This is a genomic window from Shewanella mytili (genome assembly GCF_046765975.1).
Classification (GTDB): domain Bacteria; phylum Pseudomonadota; class Gammaproteobacteria; order Enterobacterales; family Shewanellaceae; genus Shewanella; species Shewanella mytili.
In genome coordinates, this window is record NZ_JBKOUD010000022.1 from 1 (window position 1) to 16,812 (window position 16,812).

21 protein-coding genes are annotated in these 16,812 nt (G+C 52.6%); 6 read left to right on the plus strand and 15 right to left on the minus strand.

Translation table 11 applies throughout. The features are described from left to right. Window positions 1-33 precede the first annotated feature (33 nt). Window positions 34-672, plus strand: a complete 639-nt coding sequence (locus tag ACIDEJ_RS14770) for a Vat family streptogramin A O-acetyltransferase (RefSeq protein WP_411988662.1) — start codon at window positions 34-36, stop codon at window positions 670-672. Between the two features lie 60 nt (window positions 673-732). Here the strand turns inward: ACIDEJ_RS14770 and ACIDEJ_RS14775 are convergent, their stop codons facing one another. Next, a complete protein-coding gene (locus tag ACIDEJ_RS14775) occupies window positions 733-1,107 on the minus strand; it encodes a hypothetical protein (protein ID WP_411988827.1) in 375 nt (124 codons plus the stop codon). Between the two features lie 203 nt (window positions 1,108-1,310). Here ACIDEJ_RS14775 and ACIDEJ_RS14780 point away from each other — a divergent pair, with 203 nt between their 5' ends. Beyond that, window positions 1,311-1,796, plus strand: coding sequence for a GNAT family N-acetyltransferase (locus ACIDEJ_RS14780; RefSeq protein WP_411988828.1), 486 nt, complete (start codon window positions 1,311-1,313; stop codon window positions 1,794-1,796). A gap of 117 nt (window positions 1,797-1,913) precedes the next feature. On the opposite strand, the gene ACIDEJ_RS14785 is transcribed toward ACIDEJ_RS14780, so the two are convergent. Beyond that, a complete protein-coding gene (locus tag ACIDEJ_RS14785) occupies window positions 1,914-2,507 on the minus strand; it encodes a TetR/AcrR family transcriptional regulator (protein WP_411988829.1) in 594 nt (197 codons plus the stop codon). Between the two features lie 71 nt (window positions 2,508-2,578). After that, the gene (locus ACIDEJ_RS14790; protein WP_411988830.1) at window positions 2,579-3,130 is read right to left on the minus strand and encodes a carboxymuconolactone decarboxylase family protein; all 552 of its coding nucleotides are present in this window, start codon (window positions 3,128-3,130) and stop codon (window positions 2,579-2,581) included. A 457-nt stretch (window positions 3,131-3,587) separates the two neighbouring features. Between ACIDEJ_RS14790 and mnmD the strand changes: the two genes are divergently transcribed. Continuing rightward, window positions 3,588-4,286: a tRNA (5-methylaminomethyl-2-thiouridine)(34)-methyltransferase MnmD gene (gene mnmD / locus ACIDEJ_RS14795; RefSeq protein ID WP_411988831.1), complete on the plus strand. Its 699-nt coding sequence runs from the start codon at window positions 3,588-3,590 to the stop codon at window positions 4,284-4,286. A 303-nt stretch (window positions 4,287-4,589) separates the two neighbouring features. Here the strand turns inward: mnmD and ACIDEJ_RS14800 are convergent, their stop codons facing one another. Next, the gene (locus ACIDEJ_RS14800; RefSeq protein ID WP_411988832.1) at window positions 4,590-4,802 is read right to left on the minus strand and encodes a transposase; all 213 of its coding nucleotides are present in this window, start codon (window positions 4,800-4,802) and stop codon (window positions 4,590-4,592) included. Window positions 4,803-5,262: 460 nt separating this feature from the next. Here ACIDEJ_RS14800 and ACIDEJ_RS14805 point away from each other — a divergent pair, with 460 nt between their 5' ends. Next, a complete protein-coding gene (locus tag ACIDEJ_RS14805; RefSeq protein WP_411988833.1) occupies window positions 5,263-5,934 on the plus strand; it encodes an OmpA family protein in 672 nt (223 codons plus the stop codon). A 184-nt stretch (window positions 5,935-6,118) separates the two neighbouring features. Here the strand turns inward: ACIDEJ_RS14805 and mgtE are convergent, their stop codons facing one another. The 11 genes from mgtE to ACIDEJ_RS14860 form a co-directional block, all read right to left on the minus strand. After that, the gene (gene mgtE / locus ACIDEJ_RS14810) at window positions 6,119-7,483 is read right to left on the minus strand and encodes a magnesium transporter (RefSeq protein WP_411988834.1); all 1,365 of its coding nucleotides are present in this window, start codon (window positions 7,481-7,483) and stop codon (window positions 6,119-6,121) included. Window positions 7,484-7,537: 54 nt separating this feature from the next. Next, the gene (locus ACIDEJ_RS14815; RefSeq protein ID WP_411988835.1) at window positions 7,538-7,813 is read right to left on the minus strand and encodes an HPr family phosphocarrier protein; all 276 of its coding nucleotides are present in this window, start codon (window positions 7,811-7,813) and stop codon (window positions 7,538-7,540) included. Continuing rightward, window positions 7,800-8,654 carry an RNase adapter RapZ gene (gene rapZ / locus ACIDEJ_RS14820; protein ID WP_411988836.1) on the minus strand — a complete coding sequence of 285 codons (855 nt, stop codon included), beginning with the start codon at window positions 8,652-8,654 and terminating at the stop codon, window positions 7,800-7,802. Before rapZ ends, ACIDEJ_RS14815 begins: the two co-directional genes overlap by 14 nt. Further along, a complete protein-coding gene (ptsN, locus tag ACIDEJ_RS14825; protein ID WP_411988864.1) occupies window positions 8,651-9,094 on the minus strand; it encodes a PTS IIA-like nitrogen regulatory protein PtsN in 444 nt (147 codons plus the stop codon). Before ptsN ends, rapZ begins: the two co-directional genes overlap by 4 nt. Continuing rightward, window positions 9,094-9,384 carry a ribosome hibernation promoting factor gene (gene hpf, locus ACIDEJ_RS14830; protein WP_411988837.1) on the minus strand — a complete coding sequence of 97 codons (291 nt, stop codon included), beginning with the start codon at window positions 9,382-9,384 and terminating at the stop codon, window positions 9,094-9,096. The genes ptsN and hpf overlap by 1 nt, the downstream gene beginning before the upstream one ends. A 28-nt stretch (window positions 9,385-9,412) precedes the next feature. Further along, the gene (locus tag ACIDEJ_RS14835) at window positions 9,413-10,879 is read right to left on the minus strand and encodes an RNA polymerase factor sigma-54 (protein WP_411988838.1); all 1,467 of its coding nucleotides are present in this window, start codon (window positions 10,877-10,879) and stop codon (window positions 9,413-9,415) included. 88 nt (window positions 10,880-10,967) lie between these two features. Continuing rightward, the gene (lptB, locus tag ACIDEJ_RS14840) at window positions 10,968-11,696 is read right to left on the minus strand and encodes an LPS export ABC transporter ATP-binding protein (RefSeq protein ID WP_411988839.1); all 729 of its coding nucleotides are present in this window, start codon (window positions 11,694-11,696) and stop codon (window positions 10,968-10,970) included. Further along, window positions 11,693-12,226, minus strand: coding sequence for a lipopolysaccharide transport periplasmic protein LptA (gene lptA / locus ACIDEJ_RS14845; protein WP_411988840.1), 534 nt, complete (start codon window positions 12,224-12,226; stop codon window positions 11,693-11,695). The genes lptB and lptA overlap by 4 nt, the downstream gene beginning before the upstream one ends. Continuing rightward, complete coding sequence (lptC, locus tag ACIDEJ_RS14850; protein ID WP_411988841.1) at window positions 12,213-12,773, minus strand: LPS export ABC transporter periplasmic protein LptC; 561 nt, start codon at window positions 12,771-12,773, stop codon at window positions 12,213-12,215. Before lptC ends, lptA begins: the two co-directional genes overlap by 14 nt. After that, a complete protein-coding gene (gene kdsC / locus ACIDEJ_RS14855) occupies window positions 12,770-13,321 on the minus strand; it encodes a 3-deoxy-manno-octulosonate-8-phosphatase KdsC (protein ID WP_411988842.1) in 552 nt (183 codons plus the stop codon). Before kdsC ends, lptC begins: the two co-directional genes overlap by 4 nt. Further along, on the minus strand, window positions 13,321-14,298 hold the full coding sequence (locus ACIDEJ_RS14860) for a KpsF/GutQ family sugar-phosphate isomerase (RefSeq protein ID WP_411988843.1): 978 nt from the start codon (window positions 14,296-14,298) through the stop codon (window positions 13,321-13,323). The genes kdsC and ACIDEJ_RS14860 overlap by 1 nt, the downstream gene beginning before the upstream one ends. Window positions 14,299-15,213: 915 nt before the next feature. On the opposite strand from ACIDEJ_RS14860, the gene mlaF reads away from it, so the two are divergent. Together mlaF and mlaE are read left to right on the plus strand one after the other, a co-directional pair. Continuing rightward, window positions 15,214-16,026, plus strand: a complete 813-nt coding sequence (mlaF, locus tag ACIDEJ_RS14865; RefSeq protein ID WP_411988844.1) for a phospholipid ABC transporter ATP-binding protein MlaF — start codon at window positions 15,214-15,216, stop codon at window positions 16,024-16,026. Next, the gene (gene mlaE, locus ACIDEJ_RS14870; RefSeq protein ID WP_411988845.1) at window positions 16,013-16,798 is read left to right on the plus strand and encodes a lipid asymmetry maintenance ABC transporter permease subunit MlaE; all 786 of its coding nucleotides are present in this window, start codon (window positions 16,013-16,015) and stop codon (window positions 16,796-16,798) included. The genes mlaF and mlaE overlap by 14 nt, the downstream gene beginning before the upstream one ends. Window positions 16,799-16,812: the final 14 nt, after the last annotated feature.

Here is a 16,812-nt window from a genome sequence, read left to right on the forward strand (position 1 = left end):
GGCGTTAAAAGTCACAGACACATCGGAGGCATTTTGAAAGGTCCAAGTCCTGAAGATAAAGAACCTATGAAGGGGTTTCCCCAAGTAGGCTATTTGAAGAATTACATATCTTCTGAAAATATCATCGTTGGTGACTATACCTACTACGATGACCCTGAAGGTCCTGAGCGATTTGAGAGCAATGTACTTTATCATTTTCCGTTTATTGGAGATAAGCTCATAATAGGGAAATTTTGCGCTATCGCAAAAGACGTAAAATTCATAATGAATGGCGCTAATCATAAAATTTCTGGCTTTTCGACATACCCATTCCAAATATTTGGTAACGGCTGGGAGAAGGTCATGCCTAAAGAGGGGGAGCTACCCTACAAAGGCGATACAGAAATTGGGAATGATGTTTGGATCGGCTATGAAGCTACAATTATGCCGGGAGTCAAAGTTGGCGATGGAGCAATAATAGCGAGTAAATCTATCGTGACAGCTGATGTCCCGGCGTACAGCGTTGTTGGTGGCAATCCTGCCAAAGTCATTAAATATCGATTTGATGATAGTACAATTAATGAGCTCTTAGAGATGGCTTGGTGGGATTGGAGTGCAGAAAAAATAACTGAACATCTCGAAGCAATAGTTGGCTGTGACCTTCTTGCACTTCGGAAGGCAAACGGCTTTTAACAAAGCATTGCAGCGGACAAGCCGCTGAATGCGGCGTTAAAAATGGGGGGATTACCATGGCTAATGGGGCATGTGGTCGAGATGTGCCTGCTCGTGCTTTATCCTGTGAATGAAAAAAGCCTGCACAGCCGCCAGCGGCAGGGGAACAATCAATAGCAGCATCAGCCCGGCATTCAGGGTATTGAATCCGAGGTTGGCGTCTTCATGGATAAACAGCTGCAACTCCTTGAGACAAAGAAAGGCCACGCCACAGATGGGGATGAAGATAAGCAAAAACCCCATGACGGCATGAAACACAATGTCACGCTGACTGTTGTGGGGCAATGGCTCCAGCGCTGGGTCAGCAAGCGTGGCAGCAGCAAAACAGGCAAGGATGAACCCCAGTAACATCTGCATATAAAGCGCCGCCCTCAGGGCATTCTGGTTGGCTGTCATATACATTCCTTGTCATGCTCCTCTATCTGGATTGTCAGGCTCAAAACCTGCATTACGTTGATACTTTACCGGCAATCACCAGCGATGAAAACCAAGCCTTTAGGCGTATCAATTGTTACCAGGCATGTTCTGCATTGTTGGAAAACCGCCAATAATGATAATCTGCCGTTCTTGGCAGCATTAAATAACGTGAGATCCCACCCTTGCAAATCATCAAAGCCACCCCGGCGGATTTACCCCGGGTAATGGAAATTTACCAACATGCCAGAGCCTTTATGAATGCCAATGGTAATGGCGGACAGTGGGCCAATGGCTATCCCCAACAGTCGCTGATCAGTGCAGGGATTGCACAAGGCAACTGTTATGTGTGTGTGGATGATGGTGCCATTATTGCCACGTTTTATTATGCAAAGGAGCAGGACCCCACTTATCAGCGCATTGAAAACGGCCATTGGCTTAACGAAAAGCCCTATGGGGTATTGCACCGGATAGCCGTGCACAGCAGCAAAAAGGGGATTGCCAGTTACTGCCTGCAATGGTGTTTTGCACAATGCGGCAATATGCGCATTGATACCCACCAACATAACCTGCCCATGCTGCGGGTGTTGGAGAAAAACGGTTACTGCCATTGCGGCATCATTTATGTGGCAGATGGTACGCCCCGCCTGGCGTTTCAGAAAACCCGTTAACCGGCACAGGGGATGCCCCTAATATGGATAAAGGCGATAACACTTAAGGTGATGCTGGGGCAGGGAGCCGCTATTTGCCGGATTGGGTGCTAGGGCAGGTGCGGCATTAATCATGCTTTAACCATGATTAATGCCGGACGCACTTTGCAAAATATTGGCGATAATCACCCGCAGGCTACTAACTGCCGCCGTTTTATCCGCATCACCGCAGGCCACGGCGTTGGCAATCTCATCAATGGCGCCATGTACCGCATAAAACAGCAGTTTATTGTCCTGGGCACTGGGCGGCAGATATTCGCCAAACAGTTCGGCGTAAAATTCGGCGTAGTGGTTGCGGATATCATGACTTAACGCACTAAAGGCCTCGCATCCCTGCAGGGCGGCGATAATCGATTCATACTCACTGCCGCAGCGCAAGGCGCAGTCAATATAACCGTGACAGACCAGCTCAATCAGTGCGCTGAGCGAGTTGCATTGTTGCTGTTTGGCCTGTTTTACCGACTCAATAAATTGGGTGTCATAGAAGCGGTACAGTTCAGACAAAAGCCCTTCTTTGGTGTGAAAATGGCGGTAAGTGACCGGTTTGGTTACGCCGGCTTTTTGTGCCAGTGTGCTCAGTGTCAGGCTGCCCGCACCTTGCTGGCTTACCATCTCCCGGGCCAGTGTGAGTAGTTGTTGGCGGCGTTGATCTTTGAGCATTCTTTTGGTCACAATGGCTCCTGTTATGGTGTGGCACTGACAAAAAAGCGGCAATAAGATTGCCGCTTTCGGGAAGTTTACTGTCAGGCAGTATACTGTTGCAGTTCAACTTTTGGGAAGTCGATTTTGGGCTGCACAATATTGTTGACCCAGTTGCTGAAGTTGTTGATGCCGGTCCAGGCACACACCTGCATCAGCAGCTGTTCACTCAGCCCGGCCTCTTTAAAGGCGGCAATCTGGCTGTCAGGCAATTGGCCCTTGTGCTTCATGATGGACAGCGCGGTATCCAGCAGTATCTGATCGGTGGGATCTTCAGCTTTGCCCTGTTGGGCCAACACGCATTGCGCTTTTGTTAAGCCTGCATGTTTGCTGGAGAATGTATGGCCACTGACACAATAATGGCAACCGTTATAGTTACCCACTGCCAGTGAAATCAGCTCGCGTTGGGCTTCGCTCAAAAGGCAGTGATCCTCGATGGTTTGTTCAAAGGCCAGATACCCCTGCATCACTGCACCAGAGATCCCCAGCGCTGAAAAAAAGTTGGGGATAACACCATATTTAGCCTTGATCTCTTGCAGAATGGGCTTGGCTAACGCATCGGCATTTTCCAGTGTGCATTTGGTCAGTCTTTCCATTGAAACTACTCCTGTTACTGCTATGAGAGGAAATCTCAATAGCGTGTCGTATTTACAATAACCACGGTCATTACCCCATGGCATCCACACCTTGTTAAAGGTGGTGTCCAGCAATGTTGTGACCGCATGGGCTGTGGGTGATGTACCGGCATTCACCGCAGTCAATACTGCGCTGCCTGCCAAGGGCCGCATCGCCCTCACACACTTGGTTACGAGGGGACGTAACATTGCTGAACACAAGTTACCATTAGTAATTTACCTGAATGTTACCATTGGTAACTTATCTGCGCAACCCCTGTAGGGAACACGGCAACAGGTGGGCATCCCTAAAAAGGCATCATTGAAAAATGGTAGGGCTTCTGGCGCACTTGCCGCGGGCCAAGCGTCAAACAGTACTTGCAGCAGGCGGGGCTCGCGCCGGATAATTGCCGGCACTTGGACATGATTTTTGATTGCAATGGATACGGTGACATTACAGGTGACCGATGATGGGTCACACACTTTATTTAACGCAGCGCTGAATGAAACCTATCATTCCCATCAAGGGGCGCTGGCAGAATCTCGTTATGTGTTTATTGATGCCGGACTGGCGGAAAATCTCAAGACTTTCACCGCCCCGGCCATTTTGGAAGTGGGCTTTGGTACCGGCCTTAATGCGCTGTTAACCTTAGGGTATATACAGGCGTTGAACCAACAACGCCAGGCCGCCAATCAACCCGTATTGCAGGTGCATTATCTGAGCATTGAGCCTTTTCCGTTAGCGCGGCCGCTGCTTGAGCGCCTTAATTACAAGCAGTTGCTGGCTCCCTGTTACGCCCCATTGTTTGACGCGCTGCATGATGCCCCCTGGGAGCAGGCCACCGAAATCATTCCGGGATTCTGGCTGACCAAATGTCAAAACACCCTGCAGCAACAGCCGTTGCCCGCGCAGCAGTTCAGCCTGGTGTATTTTGATGCCTTTGCCCCTCATAAACAGCCGGAAGTGTGGCAGCGGGAAAATTTTGCCAAATGTTATCAAGCGCTTCAGCCTCAGGGCATGCTGGTGTCCTATTGCGCCAATGGGCAGTTTAAGCGGGATTTGAAAGCCGTGGGTTTTACCGTGAAAGCCTATCCTGGGGCATTGGGTAAGCGGGAGATGACCCGCGCCTGGCGGTAAAGGATGCGGCACAGCCATGAGGGCTGCGCCACCAGCATAAAAAACGACATGGGCGAGCTTAGAATTTGCGCATTGTTTTTATTATTTGCACATTCCTATCGTTGGGGGCGATAACAAATATGTTCAGCCCACCCATGTCGAAACCTTGGCAACAGCATCCTTGCCTTGCCACCCGTCATCCGTGACCGGTTACGGAATAAAAATGACAAGAATGAACCTAGAAAAGCGCAAAATTGGGGGAGCACACTTTTTCTATCGTTGGGGGCGATAACAAAGGTTGTTCAGCTCAAACTTGTCGAAACTTCAGTTAAAAATCCTGGCGTTCAGTTGTGCAATGGCAGACGACAAGCGCTGCAGCCATGGGGCTGAGGATTGATTGTCAGATTCGCTTTGCCGTACTAACAGGTACAAGGATTTGGTGCTGAGTCCGTACTGCCGGGCTACATCACACAACAATCGCCCGTGGTGAGTGACTTCACTGACGGCCTGACGCCGCATGTATTCTGTCATTTCCATTTGAGCTCCGTGTTACCTGATAACCATTTTACCGAGCTATTCCACATCCCACTGGCTTACGCCGAGGTGTTGGTAGCTTTGCCAGTAACTACGGCAGCGTTGGAAAAAGTAAGACATGATTTTCATCGTTACCTCCTGCATCACCGATATACTAAAGATACTATATGTAAGAACTGTGCCACTTTTTTTAAATAATTTTTAAAGTTTAAAATCAAATAGATACAAAAATTTTTAAAAATGATGCCACCGTTGTGGCGTTCCATCAAAGTGCAGTCGGCACTACTTTGGTGCGTTGAGGGCCAAGCCCGCTGCGGGGAAAATGCCTTGTCATGGCTTACTGAATCCCGCCTGAATGGCCCGGGAAATCGCGGGAGAAGCCGCTGATAGGGCGTTGTCTTAGCCATGGATGGTTATATACTGAAATACATAAACAAATTGGCTTAATAGCAGGAGCTTTCCCATGAACAAACAGGCAATCATGCCGCTAACCGCTTCGGCACTGGTATTGTTTTTAGCTGCCGGGTGCACCACGGTTAACCCCTACACCAATGAGCAACAAACCTCAAAAGCCACCAGTGGCGCCCTGATAGGTGCTGCCGCCGGCGCCATTGTGGGGGTGGCAACATCAAGCAAGCATGACCGGGGCAAAGGCGCATTGATTGGCGCAGCCTCCGGGGCTGCAGTTGGGGGCGGCGCCGGGTACTACATGGATGTTCAGGAAGCGAAACTGCGTCAACAATTGTCCGCCTCCGGCGTCAGCGTCAGCCGCAGCGGTGAGAACATCATCCTGAATATGCCTAACGAGATCACTTTTCAGGTAGACAAAACCGATTTGAGCGCCGGTGCCATGCAGGTGCTGGACAGCGTGGCCATGGTGGCCAAGGAATACCCCAAAACCCAGCTGAATGTTATCGGCCATACCGACAGCAGCGGCTCTGCCGCCTATAACTTGAGGCTGTCCCAGGTGCGGGCATCATCCGTGGGCAATTACTTGATCCAACGGGGCGTTGCCGGCCAACGGGTGGTGATGCAAGGGGCGGGTGAAGCCCATCCCGTGGCTGACAACCGCAATGCTGCCGGACGGGCGCAAAACCGCCGGGTAGAAATAGTCCTGAGCCCTTTGCCACAGTAAGGCATTATCGCTTCCTTGACTGGCATCAAGCCCGTGCGTGCATGTCGCTTTTGGCCGACTGTCACGCCGGGTAATGCTTGCCCAACTCAGTAGTTGCCAATGTTAAACATCCAGGTTTTGCCTGGGAAAAGACTGGAGCATGTGTCTGGGAAAGGGCAAGCCTGCGCTGGATGTCCTCGAGCGGTCAGCTTCCCAAAAAGAGGGTGGCTAATCCAAGAAAGGCGAACAGGCCTATCACATCGGTGATGGTGGTAAGCACCATGCTGCCGGCCAGCGCCGGGTCCACGCGCAGTCTTTTCAGCACCACCGGAATGGATGCCCCGGCCAGGCCTGCCACGGTAAGGTTTATCAGTATGGCGCCGGCAATTAACAAGGCCAGGGTAATATCGCTTTTCCACAGCCATACGGCAGTAAAAATCAGCCCGGCCCAGATAATGCCATTGAGCAAGCCGATGATCAGCTCTTTGCCCACCAACCAGCGGGTGTTGCGTTTATCAAGCTGCCCCAGTGCAATGCCGCGGATCACCAGCGCCAGCGTTTGATTGCCGGCCACGCCGCCCATGCTGGGCACGATGGTCATCAAAATGGCAACGGTGGCGTGGCGCTCCAGGGTGCCTTCAAACATGTTGGATACCGAAGCGGCCAGTAATGCGCTGAAAAGGCTGATGGTCAGCCACGATGTGCGGCGCAGGGTGCTTTTGACAATGGGGCCGAACGTATCTTCATCATCATCCATGCCGGCCATGCCCATCATGGAGTGCTCGGCGTCTTCGCGGATAACATCCACCACATCATCGACCGTGATGCGCCCCAGCAATTTGCCCTCGCTGTTTACCACGGGTGCCGACAGCCAGTCATGCCGGGCAAAACGCTGGGCGGTTTTACTGGCACTGAGATTCACCGGCACCGCTTCCAGTTGGGCATTCATCAGACTGCCTATGGTGCTGCTGGGCGGATTGGTCAGTAACTGGGCCAGCGTAATGCCGCCTTGCAATATGTTGCGCCTGTCGGCGACATACAGGGTGTCGGTTGCCTCCGGCAGGGCTTTGCGTTGCCGCAAGTAACGCAATACCACTGCAATGGTGACATCCGGCCGGATAACCACGGTATCGGTATTCATCAGGCTGCCGGCGGTGTCTTCCGGGTAAGACAGGGCCTGTTCCACCCTAGCGCGGTCTTGTACGCTCATGGCCTGCAATACTTGCCGATAGAGGGAGTCCGGCAAGCTGCGCAGCACATAGGCCAGATCATCCGTATCCATGCCGGCGGTCACTTGGGCCAGGTGTTTGGGGCTCATCATGCAGATGAGCTGATCTTTCATCTCTTCGCCCAGCTCTTCGAGGATTTCACCGCTGTTTTCATGGTCGATTAACTGCCACAGCATGTTGCGGTTTTTGGGCGGGGAGGATTCAAGAATGTGGGCGATATCGGAAGGCGCCATCTGCCGCAGCAGGTGGCGAATATAGACTAAGCGGCCGCTATCCAGCGCTTGGTTGAGGCGCTCGAGCAGTTCTGCGGTGTCAGCTTGCTTTGGAGTGTCCGCAGCCATGTTCCCTCTTTGTCAATTCTGCACTGGGGAAAATGCGCCTGACGCCGTCAGCGGTTAACTGGCTTCGTCAAAACGGGCGTTAATCAAATTGCAGATGGCTTCCATGGCCGGTTCTGCATCCGGGCCATCGGCAATCAAACGGATTTTTTTGCCCATGCCGGTTTCCAGCATCAGCAACCCCAGCACGCTGGCTGCGGATGCCTGTTTTTGCCCCTGGACCAAAAGGATGTTGGCATCAAACTCATTGGCCAATACTGCCAGTTTAGTTGCCGCCCGGGCATGTAACCCGAGTTTGTTGAGAATGGTGACTTCCCGCTCAATTCTGGCCACTTTCCAGTTCCCTGTGGCGCGCCTGCACTTTATGTTTGCTGTCGCAAAAACGTTTGGCCAATTGTTCCGTCACGTATACAGAGCGGTGCTTGCCGCCTGTACAGCCAATGGCCACGGTCAGATAACTGCGGTTATTGCGTTCCAGATGGGGCAGCCAGGTATCCAGCAGGTTTTCTATTTGCCAGATGAATTTATTCACCAGCGGCTGGCGGTTAAGAAACTCCCGTACCGGTTCGTCCAGTCCGGTAAACGGCCGCAGCTGGGGTTCCCAGTGGGGATTGGGCAAGAAACGGGCATCAAACACAAAGTCCGCTTCTGTGGGCAAACCGTATTTAAAACCAAAGGAGACAAAGTTGATCACCAGCTCTTTGGTGGCACTGCCCAGCAGAATTTCCCGCACGGCATCGCTCAGCTCATAAATATTGAGGGCGGAGGTGTCGATGTAGTGATCCATCAGTTGCGACAGGGGCATGAGTAACTTGCCTTCCTGCTCGATGGCATCTTTCAGGGAGATTTTGCTCTTGGACAAGGGGTGTAGACGCCGGGTTTCGCTGTAGCGTTTCAGCAGCACTTTATCCGAGGCGTTAAGGAAGAAACTTATCACCTCGGTGTTTTGCGGCAGTTTTTCCAGCTGGCTTTCGAGCACCTTGTCCTGATTGGGCAGGTTGCGCACATCCACGCTAATGGCCACCAGCTCGTTACTGCCGCGCAGGTTGTCCAGCAAGCTGCCAATCATGGGCAGGGGCAGGTTGTCCACACAGTAGTAACCCATGTCTTCCAGAACCCGTAACGCCACAGATTTTCCTGACCCGGAGCGCCCGGAGACAATGGCCAGTTTCATCCGTTGATCACCTGATACAGTTCTGCTTGTGAGGTGGCCTTGCGCAATTGCTTGAGCACCTGTTTGTCACTGAGTTTTTCGGCCATGGCCGATAGCGTGCTCAGGTGTTGCTGGCATTGATCTGCCGGCACCACCAAGGCAAACAGGATGTCTACCGGTTGATTGTCAATGGCATCAAAAGCAATCGGTTCGTCACATTTCACCAGCACCGCAATGGGGGCGGTGATGTCTGGCAGTCGGCCATGGGGAATGGCAATGCCATTCCCGATACCGGTGCTGCCCATTTTTTCTCTGGCCAACAGGCTTTCAAAAATGGCTTGGGATGACAGGTTTGGATACTGGGTCGCCGCGAGTTCGCTGATGAGCTCCAATACCTTTTTCTTGCTGCCGGGTGTGGCGCAGGCGGTACACTCCGGCCGCAGGACGGTACTAAGTTCCATCATGAGTATTTTGTCAGCTTTTCTTTGTATTTAATGACCTGACGATCCAATTTATCAATCAGAGCGTCGATGGCGGCGTACATGTCACTATGTTCCGCGGTGCCATGCACCTCACCACCGTTCAGATTTAGCTTGGCTTCGACTCGTTGTGTGTCTTTTTCCACAGTGAGTACAACGCGCACATTATTGATCTGTTCGAAATGGCGTTCAAGTTTTGCAAATTTACCCTCCACATAGCTTTTCAGAGAGTCAGTGATCTCAATATGATGGCCTGCCAGATTAATCTGCATAGCGGTCTCCTCCATGGGGTCATTGGCTTTACAAACTCTTACGTTGATTTGAAGGCGGGATCATCATGGCTTCGCGATATTTGGCGATGGTACGCCGGGCCACGTTGATCCCCTGCTCAGCCAGAAGCTGTGCCATTTTACTGTCGCTGAGGGGCTTTTTGGGGTTTTCAGCTGCCACCAGCTTTTTAATGAATGCCCGGATGGCGGTTGATGAGCATTCGCCGCCGTCTTCAGTGCCCACGTGGCTGGAAAAGAAATACTTGAGCTCAAAAATGCCGCGGGGGGTGTGCATGTATTTTTGAGTGGTAACCCGGGAAATGGTGGATTCATGCATGTCCACCGCCAGGGCTATATCGTTCAGTACCATGGGTTTCATGGCTTCTTCGCCGTATTCAAAAAAGCCTTGCTGAAACTGCACGATGCAGTTGGCCACTTTGAGCAGGGTATCGTTGCGGCTCTCCAGACTCTTGATAAACCATTTGGCTTCCTGCAGATGACCGCGAATGAATTGGCTGTCGGACTGGCTGCGGGCGCTGCGGGCCATGGCGGCATATTGCTGGTTGATGCTGAGTTTGGGCATGCAGTCCGGGTTGAGTTCCACCACCCAGCGGCCGTTTTTCTTCCAGACGCTGACATCCGGAATGACATATTCTTCATCCTGGGGTTGCACCAGCAGGCCAGGGCGCGGGTTAAGGGTCTGGATAAGGGCTATGGCTTCGCGCAGCTCGTCTTCCTTGAGGCGGGTTTTGCGCATCAAGGTGCGGTAGTCTTTGCTGGCAATCAGGTCAAGATACTGGCTCAGCAACATCACGGCATTTTCCAGATGGGGCGTGTCGGCAGCAAATTGTGCCAGCTGGATTAACAGGCACTCTTGTAAGTCTTTGGCTGCAATGCCAACAGGATCAAAATGTTGCACACGTTTTAGCACGGCTTCGATTTCTGCCAGCTCGATTTCCGGGTCGCCCATGGCTTCGAGGATTTCCTCGGTGCTTTGGGTCAGGTAGCCCTGATCGTCAATGGCTTCAATGATGGCGGTGGCAATGGCCCCATCGGTTTCAGAAAACGGGGTAAGATTTTTCTGCCATTCCAGATGTTCGTGCAAGCCTTCACTGGTTTCCCCTTGAAAGGGCGTGTCGTCATCCCGCAGCGGGCCGGCACTGACCGCCGGTGCCGCCGTGAACACTTCATCCCAGGTGGTATCCATGGGCAGTTCTTCGGGCAGGGATTCGTTGGTGAGGGCCTCAGGGGTTTCCACGGTAGAGCTGTCGGCAACGTCTGCTGTGGCCGGGGTGTCATCCAGGGAGGCATCCGCATTTTCGCTGTTGTCGGCGAGCTGGTTGTCTTCGGTTGTCTCCAGAAGTGGATTAGCCTCCAGCGCTTGCTGAATTTCCTGTTGTAACTCCAGTGACGACAGCTGCAACAGGCGGATGGCCTGCTGCAGTTGTGGTGTCATGGTCAGTTGTTGACCCAGTTTTAACTGGAGTGACGTCTTCATGTTACCGCTTACCCCTACATCCTGTTGTGCATTAAAAAACTTTTTTTATTTAAAGCCCTTAACGATAAAGGCCGGTGTTTGTTGTTTACTATAGCTTGAATTGTTCACCCAAGTACACTGCGCGCACTTGCTGGTTATCGAGGATCTCGGTGGGGGTGCCTTCTGCAATCAGTTGCCCGTGGCTCACAATGTAAGCATGTTCGCAGACATCCAGTGTTTCGCGCACATTGTGATCGGTAATCAGCACCCCTAAACCCCGGGAGCGCAGCTGTTCGATGATTTTCTTGATGTCAATCACCGAGATGGGGTCCACCCCGGCAAACGGCTCATCGAGCAAGATGAACTTGGGATCGGCAGCCAGTGCTCTGGCAATCTCCACCCGGCGCCGTTCCCCACCGGAGAGGGACATGCCGAAGCTGTCGCGGATGTGGGTGATGTGAAACTCTTCAAGGAGTTGCTCCAGCTGTTCTTCCCGGCCGTTTTTATCCAGATCCTTGCGGATCTGCAGTACGGCCATGATGTTGTCCCGCACGGTGAGTTTGCGAAAAATACTGGCTTCCTGGGGCAGATAACCGATGCCTTTGCGGGCACGTATGTGCATGGGTGCCAAGGTCAGTTCATCTTCATCAATGAAAATCCGGCCCTTTTCGCTTTGGATAAGCCCTACTACCATGTAAAAGGTGGTGGTTTTTCCTGCGCCATTGGGGCCGAGCAAGCCCACAATCTGCCCGGTTTTTACCGCCAGGCTGACATCTTTGACCACCATTCTTTTTTTGTAGCTCTTGGCGAGATTCTGGGCGATCAGGGTGTTACTCATTGCTGCTCCTGCCGGGGGCCGGTTTTGCCATCTTGTTGGTAATTATCCGGTTGAATGACCGTGGTTACCCGGTCGTTGCCATGACCGCTGCTGGTGGCCTGCAGTTGCTGGTTTTCCAGGTCATAGACGATTTTCTCAGCGGTGGACAGGCTGCCGTCTTGTTCCACTTTGGCGTTGCCGATGAGTGTCAGTACCCGTTTGTTGATGTGGTAGTGTATTTCGTTGGCACTGGCGTTGGCGATACGACCATCCTCCAGTTGCTTGCGAAAGGTGGCAGGTGAGCCTTTGGCCACCAAAATGCGCTCGCCGTTTTTGTCGGTATTGGAGGCGTTGAGCTCCTGGGCGGTGAGTTTCATGGAGCCTTGGGTCACGGTCACATGGCCGACGTACACCACCTGCTTGTTTTTGATGTCGGCATCTTGGGTATCGGCATTAATCTTGACTTGTTGCAACAGGTCGTTATCGATGGCCGCTGCCGACAGGCTGGCCAGAGACAAGAGTGCACCGAGAAAAAGCTTATTTGGTTTCATAGGTTCCTTTTACCTGACTAAGCAGCCTTACCTGTTGAGCATTCAGGTCGGCGTAAAGCCCCTGACCCGTGATGTTGAAATCCTGGCCGTTAACCTGAATGTGGCGGTCAGAGGTCATGATCATGCTGCCAAGATCCAACTCCAGATAACTGGTACTGATGGATTGTATGGGTTCTGTGGGACTGATGGCATCAATGATAACATTATTTTGTAACACGACCTTGTTGCTGCGTTTTTCCAGCAACCCCTGCTTGGCTGTCATGCGCCATTCGGCTTGGCCGTTATCCGGGAATATCCAGTATACCGGGTTGGTAAACACGGTACGGTCGTGCTGTTCGTAGTGTTCCATGTGCTTGGCGGTAACACGGCTGGCAATCATCCCATTGACATCGTAGCTGACGCTGTGAAGATCGTCAGCGACGTAATCGGGTTGTTCCGTCACGCTAGTCTGGGGATTTTCCTGGGTATTGCGCTTGTGCTGGATCTGCCAGTACAAGAGCACGGCCGCGGTAAAAAATGCAATGATTGCCAGCGTGACTTTATTCATATGCTCATGCCATGTGCGTGGTTGATTTTATCCTGACTCAAAAGTAACAGATCAGCCAATTCCCGCAGGGCGCCGTGACCACCATTGAGGTAGGTTACCAGCTGTGCCAGCTGTTTGACCCTGGGGTGACCGTCGGCCACACAGACTCCAAGCCCCACCTGCTGCATGACAGGCAAGTCCACCATGTCATCGCCGATATAGGCCACTTGCTCAGGTTGCAGCTGGTAATGCTGCAGCAGCCAGCGAAAAGGTGCAAGTTTGTCGTCAATGCCCTGGAAAATATGAGGAATTCCCAACGCCTTCATGCGGTTTTCCACAATGCTGGATTGGCGGCCGGTGATAACGGCCACCTGGATGCCGGCATTCAGCAATGCCTTGATACCATAGCCATCCCGGGTATGGAAGGCTTTGAGCTCTTCACCGTTGTTGCCAAGATAGATGCGGCCATCGGAAAAAACGCCATCCACATCGCAGATAAGCAGGCGAACCTGCTGGGCCGCTTGCCATACCGGTGCCGCTATCGGGCCATAAAATCCCTCATGACTCATTACATCACTCCCGCGTTGACCATATCCAGCATGTTAAGGGCACCCACCGGCCGGTGTTGGCCATCGACCACAATCAACCCGTTGATATTGTGATCGTCCATGATTTTCAAGGCTTCTGCCGCCAGGATATTGGCCGTGGCGGTAATGCAGTTTGGCGTCATCACTTCGGCAATTTTGGTGGTGCGCAGATTCACGTCAGCATCAATGACCCGGCGTAAATCACCGTCCGTGAAAATCCCCATAAGCGTGTTGTCCCCATCCACGATGGCGGTCATGCCCAGCCCTTTTTTGGAGATTTCATAAAGGGCATCCGTGATGCAGATATCGTGTGGCACCAGCGGAATATCCGCCCCTTTGTGCATGATGTTGTCAACTTTCAACAATAACTTGCGACCCAGCGCACCGCCGGGGTGGGACAGGGCGAAATCATCTTTGGTAAAGCCTTTGGCTTGCAGCAGGGCAATGGCCAGGGCATCGCCCATGACCAGAGTGGCGGTTGTGCTGGAAGTGGGCGCTAGTCCCAGCGGACAGGCCTCTTCCGGTACATGGATGCACAAATGCAGCTGTGCCAGTTTGGCCATGGTGGATTGGGCATTGCCGGTCATGGCGATCATTGGGATCCCCTGGCGTTTAATCACCGGTATCAGGGTGAGAATTTCATGGGCCTCCCCGGAATTGGAGATGGCCAAGACAATGTCGTTTTCGCTCAGCACGCCCAAATCGCCATGACTGGCCTCGCCGGGATGAACGAAAAATGCCGGGGTGCCGGTACTTGCCAGCGTGGCGGAAATCTTGTTGCCGATATGGCCGGATTTGCCCATGCCCATTACAATCACTTTGCCCTGGCAGCGGTAAATCATGTCACAGGCTTGGGCAAACTCGGGAGAGTCTACGTATTGATACAGGTTATCCAAGGCTTGTTTTTCGATATCAATGACTTTGCGTCCCCACTGGCGCAACTGATTTGAATCTGTCATATCTTTCTCTCTGTCATCTTTTTATTGCCCGTCCCCGCTGGTCATCTTACGGTGGTATACCGCAAGCGCCATCCTCGTGACTCATCATGGCGTGCCATGACGGGGGCTTGTCGGGGCGGTGGCATTCATGCCCTTAGCTTATGTGCGCATCCATGTGCCATGCTTTGCCTTAAATCCCCATTGCCGCAGGCTGTTATCTCATCGGTGAGGCGTGCGGATTATCCGTGGCAGCATAAAGTGTTCTGTCAGTGCCGGTGCTGCGATATATCAATACTTGATTCAATACCTAACGCCACATACGGCTGCAGCTGATGTTGCCTGCCATATCAGGGCATATTGCGATAAAAAATGCGCCGATACCGGGCATTAGTACAATATTTGCAACATTAATGTCCGGGAACTGCCCGATAACACGGTCGTTGTCCGGCTTGCCAGGCGGTATTTATTCACCGCAGCCTTGATGACTGCAGGATGCCCGTTTCCATAAAAACCGGCGTTAACCTTGTCGTCCATTGCAGCAATCATCGGCACCAAAGTGATTGAGTTATATCTTTTTTTTGCAAAAATTTCTGGTGCTTCCCGGCCTTTGACACCGCAGCGTTAACGGGTATCATCCGCAACATTTTCCATCGGCGGGCATTGTCGCTGTATTTTTTGCAAATTGAAAGGGTAGGGTGCCGCTCCGGCATGCCGGTTGTGTGCAATAATCTGTTTGCGTACAATTTACCGCTTATTACTGATATTAGCTGGAATATCGGCTGTTCAGGAATAGTTCAGATTGGCACAACTAACATGATCCACAATCATCCGTGACTTGTCACCCTGATGCAGGCACATGGATATCTGCAGTGACATGATGCGGCAAGCAGCAATCCCGCCCATCTCTAACAGGAATTTTTAGAACTGGAATCAAACATGAGCCAAACACCGACCGCACTGGTTGAAGTGAAGGACCTCCGTTTTAGCCGAGGCTCACGCTTGCTGTATGACGGCATCAGTCTCAGTATCCCCAAAGGCAAGGTGACGGCCATCATGGGGCCAAGCGGCATTGGCAAAACCACCCTGCTGAAATTAATCGGTGGGCAGTTGACCCCTGATGGCGGCGAAGTGCTGTTTGAGGGCAAGAATATTCATAAGCTTTCCCGCAACGAGTTATTTGAAGTGCGTAAGCGCATGAGCATGTTGTTTCAAAGCGGCGCCATGTTTACCGATATGAACGTGTTTGACAACACGGCTTTTGCCTTGCGGGAACACTCGGGATTGCCGGAAGCGATTATCCGCCGCATTGTGTTGATGAAACTGGAAGCCGTAGGCCTGCGGGGCGCCGCCTCATTGATGCCCAGCGAGCTTTCTGGCGGCATGCAGCGCCGGGCTGCCCTTGCCAGAGCCATCGTGATGGAACCGGAAATGGTGATGTACGATGAGCCGTTTGCCGGACAGGACCCCATCTCCATGGGGGTGGTGGTAAAACTGATCCGTGAGCTGTCGGACGCCCTGGCGCTGACGTCCGTGGTGGTGTCTCACGATGTGGGCGAGGTGCTCAGTATCGCCGATTACGTTTACATCATTGCCGACAAACGCATTATTGCCGAGGGCACGCCTGAGCAGCTGCGAAATGCCGACAATCCGCAACTGCGCCAGTTCCTTGATGGTGCACCGGATGGCCCGGTACCGTTTCACTACCCGGCGATGGATTATCAGAAGGAGTTATTGGGTGCGGCTGACTGATGGGATTGCCGCTCTTGGGCATAATGCCCTGGGGCTGGTTTACGGCTTGGGACAAGCCGGATTGCTGTTGTGGGGGTCATTAATACAATGGCCCCGTCCCCGTAAGGGATTGCCGCTGCTGATCAAGCAGATTTATGTGGTGGGCGTGCAGTCCATGGTGATCATTCTGGTCTCCGGCTTGTTCATCGGCATGGTACTGGCCTTGCAGGGCTATACCATTTTGGTGGATTTTGGCACGGAGCAGAGCCTTGGCCCCTTGGTGGCCCTGAGTTTGCTGCGTGAGTTGGGGCCGGTGGTGACCGCCTTGCTGTTTGCCGGCCGCGCCGGCTCCGCCTTGACGGCCGAGCTGGGGCTGATGAAAAGCACCGAACAGCTGTCATGCATGGAGATGATGGCCATCGATCCGTTGCGGCAGGTGATTGCACCGCGATTCTGGGCCGGGTTCATCAGTATGCCGTTACTGGCCATGATGTTTACCGCCGTGGGCATTTACGGCGGGTATCTGGTGGGCGTGCAATGGAAAGGCATTGATGATGGCGCTTTCTGGTCCATTTTGCAGGCGGCGGTAGAGTGGCGACAAGATATTGTAAATTGCCTGATTAAAAGTTTTGTATTCTCTTGGGTGGTGACCTGGATAGCGCTTTATCGCGGTTATCATCTGATCCCCAACCCGGAAGGCATCAGCCGGGCCACCACGCAAACCGTGGTGCAAGCAAGCTTGGCAGTGCTGGCACTGGATTTTGTGTTAACCGCACTGATGTTTGGTAACTAACGGATAATGGCTGT